Source organism: Polynucleobacter sp. MWH-CaK5, from assembly GCF_018687615.1.
In the GTDB taxonomy this organism is placed as follows: Bacteria; Pseudomonadota; Gammaproteobacteria; order Burkholderiales; family Burkholderiaceae; genus Polynucleobacter.
Window position 1 is genome coordinate 890,152 of the sequence record NZ_CP061299.1, and the last position, 16,653, is coordinate 906,804.

The window sequence follows — 16,653 nt, forward strand, 5'->3', positions numbered from 1 at the left end:
TCACAAAGCAACGGCACAATTTTCATCGACTGCAGCATCACATTTAATTTCATCTCCAGCATCTTCCATGCCACCGACACTGACCTCGGCGACAACATCATCATTTGCAATATCGGTAGATTTATTTCTTAGCTGATTTTTAATGTCAGTTAAGAAGTTCAGTAGATTTGAAGGAGGAATGATTTGATCGTAATCAATGCCGGACGCTGCAAATGCTGATTCAGCGGCAGCACTCAATGAACCACGCCCCAAATCAAATAATAAACCATGTGAATTTGCACTGTTTTTAATACTGATAGCATTTGCATCAAGCCCCACACTGAAATTCACATTGCCATTATCTGTGGTTGTGAACTTCTGCAACTGATTCGAGCCAGTAGCACCCAAGATAATGTTGTTGGCTGTGTAGGATTGATCACCAGAGGTTGTCACATTGCCTTCAATTGAGATAGTTCCTTTAAAAGTAGCTGGGTTAGTACCAATATCACCCACTTGTGATCCACCAGTTGTTAGCTGAGTTCCAACAACTGCCTCAAAAGATGCCAAAGCTTGTGTGCCACCGATATCACCCTTGAACAATAAAGTTGGTGGTATTGAATTATCGACAGCAATCGCTAGTGCGTGCAAGGTATGGGTATTGAGGGTTGAATCATCAATAGTGCCATTAAAGATAATGCTTGGATCAACCGAAATTAAAGTTCTAATTAGGCCATTGGTACCATTGTTACCAATGATGACTGCTCCTGTATAAATTTGATTTTCAAAAGTCATGATGTCTGCTTTGATTTCAATACGTGCAGCAGTCACTCTAAGTGTGTATAAGTTCGTATTATTATTATTGAAGTTGGCATACAAGCCACGATCAGAACCAACTCGTTCATTAAATACGACCGTTCCGCTTCCGGCGTTGATCAATAAAGATCTTTGATTTACTTTTGAATTAATGCCTGCAGTAATCGTGCCATTAAATGTGATATTGGAATTGGCCACATCAAGGCGTGTATTGCCATTAGCAGCTAGCTCTAAATTACCGTTATAGGTTTGCGATCCCCTTGTATAAATGCCACTATGAAGAATCAGGTTGCCATTTACGTTCAGTGATGGCAATTCAAAGGAACTATCCATGCTTAATCTGCCGCCATTAGAAATAAGTGAGCCAGAACCAAGAGCCTCAGACATTGCAAAAATCCCAGAGCTAGCTAAATGTAATCGAGATGAATTAATCTGAGTATTACCGGTATAAGCCACATTATTACCACTGATCGTTAAAGTGCCAGTACCCTGTTGATTGATTGAACCAGCGCCAGAGATTTCATTAGCTAAAGTGAATGCTGTGCTGAGGTTGAAAACCAAAGTACTGTTGTTGTTGATCGCGCTGGTTGGTTTATTAGCATTCTCTGCAGTAGTTGCATCAAAGTTAACCGTAAATCCAGCCGGTATCACCACGTTATTTACGTTGGAGCGCAGTGGCACAGCATTATTGGCCCAGTTAGCAGCGGTTGACCAATTAGTATCACTGCCCGCCCCTGTCCAGGTTGCTGTATTTAATTGATTGATTGTTAATCTGCCTGGTGCATAGGTAATGACGTAATTTGATAATCCAGAACCAGTGGCCATGCTAGCAATGATGCCGTTTGTAGATCCTTCATAAATACCCGCATCCTGCAAGGCTGGTGTGATTTGATTGCTATTCTGCTTCAAGGTCACTGATGAAACTGAATCGCCGTTAATCAAGCCCACAGGTGTGAAACTTGTATTACCAAGATTCAGTGATGTGCCATAAGTTGTTGATTGATTATTGGCAGTGATACTCAAGGCCTTTTGTGTGATAGCTAAGTTACCAGGTAAATAGGTAATGTTGTAATTGCTAGCTAAGAAGCCGCCAGTACCAGTGGCCAAGCTTGGTTCGATTTCGTTGGCATAACTAGTATTGACCACTTGAGTGGTGCTTGCAGCATAAGTATTAGCGCTTGTTAAAGTCACCGCAGTTGCTAACTCACCTGTTGCAAATGTACCCGCTGTTTTGGCAAAACCTGTTGAACCTAAACTTAATACATCACCGTATACCTTCGTGCGATTATCTGCTATCAAAGTAATTGCACGACGATCAACTACTAAGTTACCGGTGACATAGGAGAAGTCATATCCCAAACTTGAGCTTGCATTTGATGGCGTCAATGTATGAGTATTAGCAACATAGAAGCCAGATGATGTGATTGTTGCGGGAGTTGTTACAGCGGCCGCATCAATAATTGATTGAGCAAGTGTATCACCGTTCTTGTAAGCGCTGACCGTGCTTGTGAAAGTTACAGCATTGCCATAAGTGATGTTTTTGTCATCAGCTGTGATGGTTAATACTGGTTTTTCACGATAGATGGCATGAGCGCCACTACCTAAAGCTGCGCTGTAGCGTGTCGCATCTTCATCGCTGTTGTATCGGAATTTACCTGTACCAGATCCTACCAATGAAGTAACTCCAGTAGAGTCATCGATACTTCCTGTCATCAACGTGATGCGACCATTGGTGCCGGTAGCAATGGTCGCTCCACCAGAAATAATGATGTTGCCACCAGTGGTCACACCGGCAGCAGCGGCTTTACCTGCATTGATGAAGACCGCATTCACACTCGTATCAGTGGTGCTAATGTTTTGGGCAATGGTCAAATCGCCAGAAATTGTTTCAAGATGCACCGTACCTGAAGAATGGATACCAGTTGGGTTCACTGTACCCACACTCAAGGCTTGACCATTAGCAAAGAAAAGGTTGCCAATGCGGTTATTAGTATCGCCCGCTGCAAGCGTTGAAAGAGCATTATTAGTGTGGTTCAGATTAAAGTTTCCAGAACCCATGAGCGCAAGGCCATTGGCAGTTATTGCGACTGATTGAGTAACAGAACCAGAAGCGAATAAATAGAGATTGTCATTTGAGGCAGTAACAGCGGCATTCAGTGCAATATCTTGGGCATAAACTCTGATCGGACCGTTGATGAGCGTTGTTGATCCTACTGTGATGTTTGATGTATTACCTACTTTGCCCAAAGTCAAAGATGTGAGGCTTGTGCCATATGTATAGCTTGTGGTGATGGCACTGGTAAAGCTTGGTGAAGAAGGTTCAATCACCAATGCGCCATTACCCGTGAAACCAGATGTTGAAGGTGCCGCATCATTCTTGAAGATCAATGTGCCAGCAACTGCCGTTGACCCAGTGTAATTAGCCAATCCTGTAAGCGTCAGCGCATTTGAACCAAGCTTATTAAAGCTTCCTGATCCTGAGATGGCGTTGGCGATCGTTAAATCATCAGATCTTTCAACAGACAAGGTCGCATTATTAACGATCGCTCCAGCGCCAACATTACCAGCACCAGATCCTGAACCTAAGCGAAGGATGCCTGAAGTGATGGTTGTGCTGCCACTATAGCTATTGTTAGCAGTCAGAGTTAAACGGCCAGAACCTAATTTGGTCAGACTACCAGAGCCACTGATCAAGCCAGCATAACTTGCCTCATCAGATCTGTTGAACCAAACTTGTGATCTGTTTGAAGTAACAACGTCACCTTGCAAGCTACCACTGGTAATGCCATTACCAATTTGCAAGACCCCAGCAATTAACTCTGTTCCACCTGTATGGGTTGCTGCTCCACCAATTCTTAACTCACCTAAATCACGCGAGCTATTCAAAATTAGTTTGCCTGAACCAGATATTGAACCATTGAGGGTCAGGAAGTGAATAGCATTAATCTCTGAATTAGCACTTAAGGTAATAGAACCATTCAAAATTTCACCAAAACCATTACTTGCGACAAGTTTGCCGCCATTCAAAATGATGTTGTTATCAATTTCAACCATATCAATTTGAACCGTTGCGCCAGAATCAATAGTCAAAGCACCGCTACCAAAAATGGTGGCTGTCATCGTGCCAGCACCGCCATTGAGGTAACCAGCTTGCACTGTTGTGCCACCAGAGTAGGTGTTGCTCTGACCAGAGAAATTCAACTGCCCTGCCCCTGATTTAACCAAAGGTCCAGTTCCAGTAATCACGCCACCATAAGTTGCCTCAATACCACCCATGACCTCAATCACACCACCATTGGCATTGTTTATTTGGTTTAACTGAATACCGCGATTGGCATGAATGGTGATGAAATTAGAAGCGCCACCAGTAGCCAATCGAAGTGTGGCGCCATCCTGAATCACTAAATGAGCTGGTGTTGGAGTGGATGGAGCCGTACCTAAGTTGCTATCGCTAAGGATCAGCAATGTGCCACCAAATACCTTGGTTGTTCCAGTGTATGTATTGGCACCTGACAAGGTGAAGATTGAGCTGCCATTTTTAGTCAATGAACCAGCACCGCTCATCACACCACTGTAGCTTGTGTTTGAGCTGCCATTGATTGTCAATGCAGCATTCAAGTTAACCAAGCCTTCGCCAGCCAAAGAAGTAATGGTGTCATTAGCAGCAATAATGTATGTAGCACCTGATGCAACCGTTACTGCAGTGGCGTTATCCAATGTTCCAGTGACATTCAGAGTACCGGCATTGATGGTGGTGCTACCTGTGTAGGTATTTGCAGCACTGAGCGCAAGACTGCCTGAGCCAGACTTAACAAAGTCAAACGCTCCAGAAATAACCCCCGATGCTGATGATGAAGCACCCATACTCAGCGTGACATTTGAACTTAAGGCAATCGCGCCGTTATAAGTTTGCGCACCGCTGGTTGTTACATTAGCGCCTAGGTTAGATGTACCTGAGACTGACAAGCTGGCTGCATTGGCAATATTAGCGTTTAGATTCAAGTTGCCCGTGATGGCAATCGCACCTAAACCACCGTTTGTATCACCACCAACAACACCGTTGAACTCAACTTCACTTGTACCAACATTTAATGTAAGACCGCGAGTTTGAGAAGCTGCACTATTAACAATGTCGCTAAATGTGATCTGACTATCAGTTGTGCTCAATGTGCGGTTAGCACCAGATAGAGTCACAGGGCCTGTGTAAGTCTGAGTACCAGTTGTTGTGACGTTAGCATCCAGGCTTGAGGTACCTGATACAGATAAGCTAGCGGCACTAGCGATAGTGTTATTAACACGCAAGTTACCAGTGATAGCGATAGCTCCTAATCCACCATCAGTAGCATCACCCACGATAAGGTTGAACGCAACATGGCTAGTACCAACGTTGAGCGTGAGACCACGAGGATGAGAAGCTTCGCTATTAACAGTACCGCTGAAATTGATCTGACTATCAGTTGTAGTTAATGTGCGATTACCGCCTGAAAGAGTCAAAGCACCAGAATAAGTTTGTGTACCTGTTGTTGTGACGTTTGCACTTAGATTAGATGCTCCGAAGATAGAGAAGTTAGCAACGTTGATGATTGCACCATCGATATCAGCTTCACCTGTGATTGTGAAGCTATTGCCAGCACCATCCACTGTTGAAACTGTATGAATCCTTGCGCCAGTCAATGTGCGGTGACCACCAGATAGGGTCACAACGCCTGTATATGTTTGATTGTCACTTGAGCTGATGTTAGCTGCAATAGTCGATGTGCCAGACACACTCAACGTTGTGATGCCACTAACAGCACCATTAAATACTCCGGCACCTGTAATCACATAAGAATCATTACCAACCCATGTAGTGCTATTGGTCACTGTTCCAGCAGTAATGTTTGTGTCACCAAGAGCCAAGCTATTACCAACTGTTCCTGTAAAAGTAACATTACCTGTACCAACGTTAGCGCTAAAGGTGCGAGCACTTGTCGCACTGTTTAATGTGCTGCTAAATACTAGATTACTACTTGTTGTCGTAAATGTTGTGTTGGTGCCTAAAGTAACAGCACCGTTATACGTCTGATTACCGCTGGTAGTGATTGATCCGCCATTGATCGCCGTAGTTCCCGTTCCGCCACTGAAACTGGCGGCTGCCATCGTGCTACTGATCGTTGTTGTACCGCTCGTGGTCAGGCTAATTGCACCTAAAGGAGTTCCAGAACCCACTGCACCAGTAAAGGTCACACCACCAATACCACTTGATACGGTTAATGCACGAGCACTGCTATTGCCCAAGCTTGATCCAAAAGTAACCAAACTATCCGTTGTTGTTAAGGTTGTATTAGCACCTAAGGTCACTGCACCTGTATATGTTTGTGTGCCACTTGAGCTGATGTTAGCTGCAATAGTCGATGTGCCAGACACGCTTAATGTTGTGATGCCACTAACGGCACCATTAAATACTCCAGCACCGGTAATGTTGTAAGAGCCATTACCAACCCATGTATTGCTATTGGTCACTATTCCAGCGGTAATACTTGTATTACCAAGAGCAACATCGTTACCAACTGTTCCTGTAAAAGTAACATTACCTGTACCGACGTTAGCGCTGAAGGTGCGAGCACTTGTCGCACTGTTTAATGTGCTGCCAAATACTAAATTATTGTTATCTGAAGTAAATGTGGTGTTAGCACCCAAGGTGGCCGCATCGTTGAAGGCTTGAGCACCCGCAGTTCTAACTGATCCACCGTTGATCGCAACAGAGCCTGGGCTGTCAGTTGTCACACTAGTCAATGCCGCACCCACACCACCAACAGTGCCACCAAAGGTAGTTACGCCAGCAGTATTAACTGTCAGACCAAAAGCGCCATCTACTGTATTAGATAGATTAATGGCTCCACTAGCGCTGCTACCATTACTTACCAAGGTTGTTGCAGCACCTAAAGTCACTGCACCGTTATACGTCTGAGTGCCAGTGGTGGTGATTGATCCACCATTGATTGCCGTTGTTCCAGTTCCACCACTGAAACTTGCAGCTGCCATCGTATTGCTGATTGTTGTTGTGCCAGTGGTAGTTAGGTCAATTGCACCCAAGGCAGTTCCAGAACCCACTGCACCAGTGAATGTCACACCACCACTACCACTTGATATCGTTAATGCACGAGCACTGCTATTGCCCAAGCTTGATCCAAAAGTAATCAAACTGTCCGTTGTTGTTAATGTTGTATCAGCACCTAAAGTAACAGCACCTGTATAGGTTTGTGTATCACTTGAACTGATGTTAGCTGCAATAGTCGATGTGCCAGACACACTCAACGTTGTGATGCCACTAACAGCACCATTAAATACTCCGGCACCTGTAATCACATAAGAATCATTACCAACCCATGTAGCACTATTGGTCACTGTTCCAGCCGTAATGCTTGTATTACCAAGAGCCAAGGTATTACCAACTGTTCCTGTAAAAGTAACATTACCAGTACCAACGTTAGCGCTGAAGGTGCGAGCACTTGTCGCACTGTTTAATGTGCCACCAAATACTAGATTGCTGCTTGTTGTTGTAAATGTTGTGTTGGCGCCTAAAGTCACTGCACCGTTATAAGTTTGTGCACCTGATGTGGTGATTGATCCGCCATTGATTACTGTGGTTCCGGTTCCGCCACTGAATCTGGCGGCTGCCATCGTATTGTTGATTGTTGTTGTACCAGTGGTGGTTAGGTCAATTGCACCCAAAGCAGTTCCAGAACCCACTGCACCAGTGAAGGTCACACCACCACTACCACTTGATATCGTTAATGCACGAGCACTGCTATTACCTAAGCTTGATGCAAAAGTAACCAAACTATCCGTTGTTGTTAAGGTTGTATCAGCACCTAAAGTCACTGCACCGTTATAAGTCTGTGCGCCTGATGTGGTGATTGATCCACCATTGATTGCCGTAGTTCCCGTTCCGCCACTGAAACTGGCGGCTGCCATCGTGCTACTGATCGTTGTTGTACCGCTCGTGGTCAGGCTAATTGCACCTAAAGGAGTTCCAGAACCCACTGCACCAGTAAAGGTCACACCACCAATACCACTTGATACGGTTAATGCACGAGCACTGCTATTGCCCAAGCTTGATCCAAAAGTAACCAAACTATCCGTTGTTGTTAAGGTTGTATTAGCACCTAAGGTCACTGCACCTGTATATGTTTGTGTGCCACTTGAGCTGATGTTAGCTGCAATAGTCGATGTGCCAGACACGCTTAATGTTGTGATGCCACTAACGGCACCATTAAATACTCCAGCACCGGTAATGTTGTAAGAGCCATTACCAACCCATGTATTGCTATTGGTCACTATTCCAGCGGTAATACTTGTATTACCAAGAGCAACATCGTTACCAACTGTTCCTGTAAAAGTAACATTACCTGTACCGACGTTAGCGCTGAAGGTGCGAGCACTTGTCGCACTGTTCAATGTGCCACCAAATACTAAATTATTGTTATCTGAAGTAAATGTGGTGTTAGCACCCAAGGTGGCCGCATCGTTGTACGTCTGAGCGCCCGAGGTTGTAACTGATCCACCATTGATAGCAACAGAACCTGGACTGTCAGTCGTCAAGCTTGTCAATGCCGCACCCACACCACCAACAGTGCCACCAAAGGTAGTTACGCCAGCAGTGTTAACAGTCAAAGCAAAGGCGCCATTCACGGTATTGGCTAAATTAATGGCACCGCTATCGCCGCTACCACTGCTTGTTAAGGTTGTATCAGCACCCAAAGTAACAGCACCGTTATAAGTCTGTGCGCCTGATGTGGTGATGCTATTGGCAAGTGTTGAGACACCACTGACTGTTAGAGCAGATGTGCCAGCAGTGTTAGTAATGCTATTAGCAGCAGCCATCGTCAAAGTAGCCACCGTCTGGCTTACTTGAAGATCCCAAATCGCAGCATTAGTCATAACCACATCAGTAAGAGATGACAAGCTACCAGTCAATCTCAAAGTACCGGCATTGATGTTGGTGTCACCTGTGTAGGTGTTGGCATTGCTCAATACCCAAGCACCAGCGCCCTCTTTGACTAAGCTGGTCGTTCCAGATGAAGCGTTTACCAATTTAGGGGCCAGTAAATTACTTGAAGTTTGGCTGCCCTTGAGTGTCAATGTGCGGTCGCCATTACCACTCAGAACTAAATCACCTGTATTGCTAAAGCTCAATGTTCCAGTGCCTGATGCATCCAAGGTGGCACCATTAGTACCGATCGTGAATAAACGGTCTGTTGTTGCAGTGGCGCCGGTGTATTTCAATGTGCCACCATTGATAATCAAGTTAGAAGCTGCATTGGTTGATGCACCAATGTGACTATTGCTGCCACCATTGGCCAAACTTGCAACACTCAAAGTGCCACCATTGATCACTGTGGCACCTGTGTAACTGTTATCGCCACTCAGAGTTAATGTGCCATTACCTTCTTTATAAACAGAACCTGATCCAGAAATAACTTGAGAGTAGGTTAAATCGTTAGATCTGTTAAAAATTAATGATCCGTTATTTAGAACAGCGCCAGGAAGAACACCTGTTTCACCATTAACTCCTACCCAAATAGATCCAGATGTGATGGTTGTGCCACCAGAGTAATCGTTGCTAGAGTTGGTGATGAACAGTGGACCATGCAAATCAACGCTATCACCTTTGAACAGCTGACCAGATCCAGTGATCTTCCCTGCAATCTCCATCGTCATGCGATTGCCAATTAATGCTCCGCCATTGAAGCCTGTATTCAAGATGGTGACTGTGCCGGTGAGTTTTGCACCTGCGTAGCCACCATCAAAGTCAAATGGAGTTCCTGGGCGGCCATTGGCAATCGCACCGGTATAGACGCTTGAAATTTGTCTACCAAAGCCAGCAACATCGATATTGTTAGCAAGAGTGCGGCCCACCAAATTCAAACTAGCGCCATCATTGACAACCACCAGCCCTGAGCCAAAAGCAGTGCTTGTTGCGCCATTGATATTTCCTGCATCAACACCAGCTGCTAATTCGCCTGCATTGATGCTTGTGTTACCTGTATAAGTATTGGCATTGCTCAATACCCAAGCACCATCGCCCTCTTTGACTAAGCTGGTCGTTCCGGATGAAGCGTTTACCAATTTAGGGGCCAGTAAATTACTTGAAGTTTGGCTGCCCTTGATTGTCAATGTGCGGTCGCCATTACCACTGAGTACTAAATCACCTGTGTTGCTAAAGCTCAATGTTCCAGTGCCTGATGCATCCAAGGTGGCACCATTAGTACCGATCGAGAATAAACGGTCTGTTGTCACAGTGGCACCGGTATATTTCAATGTGCCACCATTGATGATCAAGTTTGAAGCTGCATGGGTCGATGCGCCAATGTGGCTATTGCTGCCACCGTTGGCCAAACTTGAAACACTCAAAATACCGCCATTGATCACAGTAGCACCTGTGTAACTGTTGTCACCACTCAGAGTTAATGTACCTGAACCAGATTTAGTGATGCCATGAGCGCCAGAGATAGTTCCTGATAAAGTTAATTCAGAGCCGCTAACCACAATGAAGCTATTAGCACCCAAGGTCAAAGTACCGCTCAAGGAGCTTGTTCCGGTGCTTGTGACCAAAGAACCACCATTGATGGTCAATGCTTCACCACCAAGAACAATGTTTTGCAAATCGAGCGTTGCTCCATTGGCAATGGTTGTGCCATTGGCTGTTGTGCCTAAGCCATCGATATGAGTGATGATCAATGTGCCACCATTGATGGTCGTTAACCCACTGTATGTATTTGCTGATGTTAAGGTTTGTGTACCTGTTATTAATGTCACTGCACCAGTGCCACTAATCTCACCAGCAAAACTGTCGTTAGCGGCGGAGATGGTCAGAGTTTTGTTTCCAAGAAGAACGTCACCAGTATTAGAACCAGACAAGCTCTTGATACTTGCGCCACTCGTGGTACCACTGATATCAAATATGCCATTCGCAACTAATTTAGCTGATGTAGCAATTGAACCACCACTCGTTAATGACAATGTGCCAGCTGTGATGGTTGTGGCACCTGTGTAATCATTTGTGCCACTGAATGTCTGATTACCTGAAGTCAATGTGACTGGACCAGCGCCGCTGATCACGCCAGCAAAACTGTCATTGGCGGCGGTAAGTGTGAGAGCTTTCTCGCCAAGGACAACACTACCAGTGTTTGAACCAGCAAGGCTCTTAACACTTGCCCCACTGGTCGTACCACTGATGTCAAATGTGCCGTTGGCCACCAACTTAGCTGATGTGGCAATCGAGCCACTGCCCGTCAATGCCAACTTACCAGCGTTGATGGTGGTCATTCCGGTGTAACTGTTATTTTGATTCGTTAAGATCAAATCACCCGCGCTAATTTTTGTGAGTGTGCCGTCGCCTGAGATAACACCACCGATGGTTAACTGATGACCGGCTGCGATATCTATGTTGTTGCTACCAGTTAAAACAATGCCCCCACTCCAACTGCTGGTAGAGTCTTTGAGTGTGCCGCCGTTCATGATCAAGTTTTCGCCAACCACTGCAACGCTGTCTAAATCAAGCGTTGCACCACTGGCCAATGTGGTTGAACCAGCACTTGTGCCTAGAGCGTTGGCATGAGTGATACGCAAAGTACCAGAAGAAATGGTTGTCGCACCAGTAAAGGTATTGTTACCGCCGAGTACAAATGATCCAGAGCCTGTGACAGTGATGCCAAAGTCTCCAGAAATAACCCCGTTAATGGTGACTACCTGACCAGAACCTGCTTCAAAAGTACTATCAGCAGTTAAGCTGATAGGACCAGATAGAACACCGTTCAACACACGACCACCATCAACGACGACAGTTTCTTCAACTGTCAGACTGTTAAGGTCTAAAGTGGCGCCAAGATTGACTGTTGTAGTAGCACTTGAACCGTTGGCTCCCAATCCATTAGCATGGCCTAGTTTGAGAGTACCAGCCGCAATGGTGGTGGCACCACCATAAGTATTGTTACCGTTGAGTAGTAATAGTCCACTACCCCGCTTAGTCAAAGTAACGCCAGAACCAGCAATGATTCCACCAACAGAACTTGATCCAGCATTGGTAATCGATATTGCAGAGTTATTAGCTAAAGTTAACGCACCGGCAGTCAATGCATCGGTAGAAATTGTCAAACCTGTCAAAGGTGCAGTGTTACCAAGAGCATTGCTCAAAGTCACATCACCTGTGCCATGAGTTGTGATTGTTAAGTTTCTAGCGCCATTGATAGTGCTAGCAAAGCTGACATTGCCATTGCTGGTTGTCGTCAAATCTGAATTGATGCTGAGGGTTACTACACCTGTATAAATTTGGTTGCCTAAGGTAGTGATGTTGCCGCCCAGGTTGCTAATGTCAGAAACTTCTAAGCTGGCTGCGTTAGTAATATTGTTATTTAAATCTAGGTTACCAATGATGGCGATGGCACCCAAGTTGCCGTTCGAAGCACCGCCGACAATACCGTTAAATTCAACTTCACTAGTGCCAACATTCAAATTTAAAGTACGAACTTCAGTAGCTTTGCTGTTAACAATGTCACTGAAAGTAATCTTGTTATCCGCAGTAGTTAAAGTTGTATTAGCCCCTAAGGTAAGAGCTTCACGATAGGTTTGAATACCCGTTGTTGTGACAGACCCACCGTTGATGACGATTGTTCCTGAACCGGTACCTGCTCCAACAACCAATGAGTCTGTTTGAATGCTATTCGCATAAACAGCTCCACCCAAAGTCGTAGCGCCTGAGCTATTGAAGACCAAATCACCTAATTTATCTGTACTTGTTCCTATCGCACCGACAGTAATAGCGCCGCCGCCAGATGAAACAGTTAAATCTTTACCAGCACCCGTGATGCTTGAACCAAAGCTAATTTGGTTATCAGTACTTCTGAAGGTCGTATCAGCACCTAAAGTTACGGCACCTGTATAAGTCTGTGCACCTGATGTGGTGATGCTATTAGCCAATGTTGAAGCACCACTCACTGTTAAAGCAGATGTGCCAGCATTGTTAGTAATGCTATTGCCACTTGCCATGGTCAAGCTTGCTACTGTTTGTGCAACTTGAAGATCCCAAATCGCAGTATTGGTCATGATCACATCGGTAAGAAATGACAAGCTACCGGTTAATAATAAAGTACCTGCATTGATGTTTATGTCACCGGTGTAGGTATTATCACCAGATAGGGTCAGTATGCCAGAGCTGTTATGAATTAAACGACCAGAACCTCTGATCTCTCCAGCAAATGTGGTTGAAGCGCTGCCGCCAATTGTTAAATCATAAGTATTAATGTTAGCTAGGCCACTGCCAGATATAGATGCAATCGTATCGTTGCTACCTAAGTTATAGCTCGCACCTGCAGCTACAGAAACATCCGTAAGATCTGACAAGCTGCCAGTGATGTTTAATTCACCTGCATTGATATTGGTGTCACCAGTGTAAGTATTGACACCAGATAATTGAAGGACGCCACTACCAACTTTAGTGAGTGAGCCAACGGCGGCATTGGCATTAGCTATCACACCACCGTAAACAAGAGTCTTGCTTGCATCAATATCAAAAGTTCCGCCACTCGCACCTAAGCTGATGCCACGCTTGCTATCAAGAGTGACATCATTGGTGACCAATAAAGTGCCGCCATTGATGTTCAATGAATTTGCAGTTGTAGTGACTGGTACAGCACCTAAATTGTCATCAGCACTGATTGAAACAACGCCCGCATTAATGTTAGTTGGACCTGAATATGTATTTTGACCACTCAACACCAAAGTACCTGCATCATTTTTAGTCAAATGACCGGCACCAGCCAATACACCAGCAATCGTATTTGTTGTGCCAGTCACTGGTGCAACAGTCACACCAGTGGATGCTGTCAGCGTTGTTCCAGCACTTGTATTTAAGTTAGCAAGATTGATACTTGTGCCAGATAAAGCACCATTACTTAGATTGAGAGAACCGCCACTTAAGGTTGTGATGTTGACAGTACCAGCCTCAGCCAAACCTGAGAGATTAGATTGATTAAAAGTGACTGTTGTACCAGCTGGAATAATCACAGCAGATACGTTGCTGAGATCTGGAACTACACCAGTAATAGCGTTATTAGATGTTAGAGCCCAGTTAGCTGGATTAAACCATTCAACTGATGCACCACCCACCCAAGTAACGGAGGCTTGACGATTGATGGTACTTGTAGAGTTGCCATTTCTTATGACCGTATAGTTATCGCCATTATTACCATCGTTGATAGTAATAGCGTCTAAGGTGACGACTTTATTACCAGAGCTAACATTTTTATTAGCAAAAGTAATGGTTGCTGCTGTGACAGTGTCACCATTCTTAAGCCCTGCTTTCAGAGCAATCAAATCATCGCTTGAAGCCGTATAGGTAAGATTACCGTTGTAATCTTTTGTGACGGTTGGCGCATTGATAGAAATTACATATTTATTAACAGTGAGTGTATTTGGCGTATATGAAATGTTGTAGTTGCTCAAACCAGAGCCTATGGCATCACTAGCGATGATTTCGTTAGTGTAGGTGCCGAAGAATTTAGTTGCTGGAACTGTTGTGTTATCACCATGCTTCAATGTGACACCACTGATACTGTCAACTGATTCAAGACCCGATTGGCTGAAAGCCGTTGTGCCTAACGTTAGCGCAGTACCGTAGTCGGTTGAACGAGAATTAGCTGTAATCGTTAAAGCTTTGGCAGTAATTGTTACTGGCGCACTTGAGTTATCTAAAGTTGCTGGCAATTGATAGTTAGATGCTAAACCACCAGAACCATCAGTTGCATCTGCCAAAGTGATGGCATCTATGAACTTACCTGATGTTGTGACATTACGATCATTGACCGTTGCACCTGTGTAGGTCAACTTTTCTGAACCCACACCGGTTGTGATCAAGACTTTACCTGTCAAAGATAGGCCGCCGTCATAAACTTTCGAGGCTGATAAACCAACTGTTTTCTTACTAATCGTCACACTGTTATTGGCGCTATAGCTTGATGCTGGTAATACATAGTTACTTGCGGCCGTTGTGCCAGTGCCACCAGTCAAAGCCAAAGTTCCCAAGTTGACAAACTTATTACTTGTAGCAACGTTGGCATCATTGGCAGCAGCGTTGCCTAGAGTAAAGGCGATACTTGCACCACCTACACCGGTAATGTTGATTTGTTGATCAGTCAGCTCAGTGTTGCCGTTGTATGTTTTTGTCGCTGCCACTTTGGCGGTAGCGGCATTAATAGTCACCGTATTGTTATCACTTGAGCTGGATGCTGGTAATACATAGTTGGTAGCCGCCGTTGCATCAGTTCCGCCAGTCAGCGACAAAGTTCCAAGGTTGACAAACTTGTTACCTGTAGCGACGTTGGCATCATTGGCAGCAGCCGTACCGATGTTAAAGTCGATCAACGCTCCACCAACACCAGTGATGCTGATGTGTTCTTTTATCAGTCCAGTGTTGCCGTTGTAAGTTTTTGTCGCAGCAACTTTTGCAGTCGCAGCATTGATTGTTACAGTGTTATTGTCACTTGAGCTAGATGCTGGCAATGCATAGTTACTTGCGGCTGTTGTATCTGTGCCACCGGCCAAACCCAAAGTTCCTAGGTTGACAAACTTATTACCTGTTATCACGTTGGCATCATTGGCAGCTGCCGTACCGATATTGAAGTCGATAACCACTCCACCAATACCCGTGATGCTGATTTGTTCTTTAACCAGATTAATGTTGGCATTGTAAGTTTTTGTCGCAGCAACTTTTGCAGTCGCAGCATTGATTGTTACAGTGTTATTCGCGCTGTAGCTAGAGGCTGGTAGCACATAGTTACTTGCAGCGGTTGCATCAGTTCCGCCAGTCAGCGCCAATGTTCCAAGGTTGACAAACTTATTACTTGTAATCACATTGGCATCATTGGCAACGGCGTCGCCTAAAGCAAAGTCGATTGCCACTCCATTAACGCCCTTGATACTGATTTGTGGTTTGCTCAGAGTTGTATCACCATCGTATGTTTTTGTCGCTGCCACTTTGGCGGTAGCGGCATTAATAGTCACCGTATTGTTAAAACTTGAGCTTGAAGCAGGCAGCACATAGTTACTTGCGGCCGATGCACCAGTACCACCACTCAGCGCCAAGGTTCCCAAGTTTATAAACTTATTATTTGTAGCGACGTTGGCATTATTGGCAGCAGCCGTACCGATATTAAAGTCGATCAACGCCCCACCAATACCCGTGATGCTGATTTGTTCTTTTATTAGATTAATGTTGCTATCGTAAGTTTTTGTCGCTGCAACTTTTGCAGTTGCAGGATTCACTACAAATGGTTTGGCATCACCGGCTAAGAATCTCACGCCGGGTGCGCCAGCCAATGCAAAGTTTCTGGGCGTGAGCTGAAGATTGTGTGAATGAGCATTAAGGGTCGAGCTCAAAGTGGTATTAATATCAATTGTTCCAGTAATACCAGCAATATTGACATCCATCGAGCTTGCTCCAGCCGTGAATGTTTGCGCAGTTGTCACCGTTGATAACAGTGGTGGAATATATAAAGAGCCATAAGATGAGGCGCTGGTTGAATACCAGAAGCTCAGTGCGCTAGCAGTGCCGTAGGTGCCTGTTTGATTATCAACAATCGTTAAATAGATATATGGAGGGAAACCTCTGAAGATGATGTTGTAGCCAGCAGTCGTAGGCTTGGTTGCTAATGTTGTGTTGTATGCAGCTGTGTTGTTATTTAACTTACTTTCAACGTAAGCCTTAATGTCTGAGCTCTCTGTCAAACCACCAGTGTAGAAGTTGGCAGCACCGCCATCACCTACAGTGAATGTTGGTGAATCAACTAAAAGAATGTTATTAGTTGTCGTTCCAGCAGCAGT

General features: G+C 44.9%; 1 protein-coding gene (only partly in view). It reads right to left on the reverse strand.

Annotated features, from left to right (window positions below):
* Positions 1-16,653 carry the 3' portion of an autotransporter-associated beta strand repeat-containing protein gene (locus GQ367_RS04555; RefSeq protein ID WP_215289400.1) on the reverse strand. It continues 13,809 nt past the right edge of the window, so the window shows 16,653 of its 30,462 coding nt (coding positions 13,810-30,462); its start codon lies beyond the right edge, outside the window — the gene reads right to left on this strand; it ends in the stop codon at positions 1-3.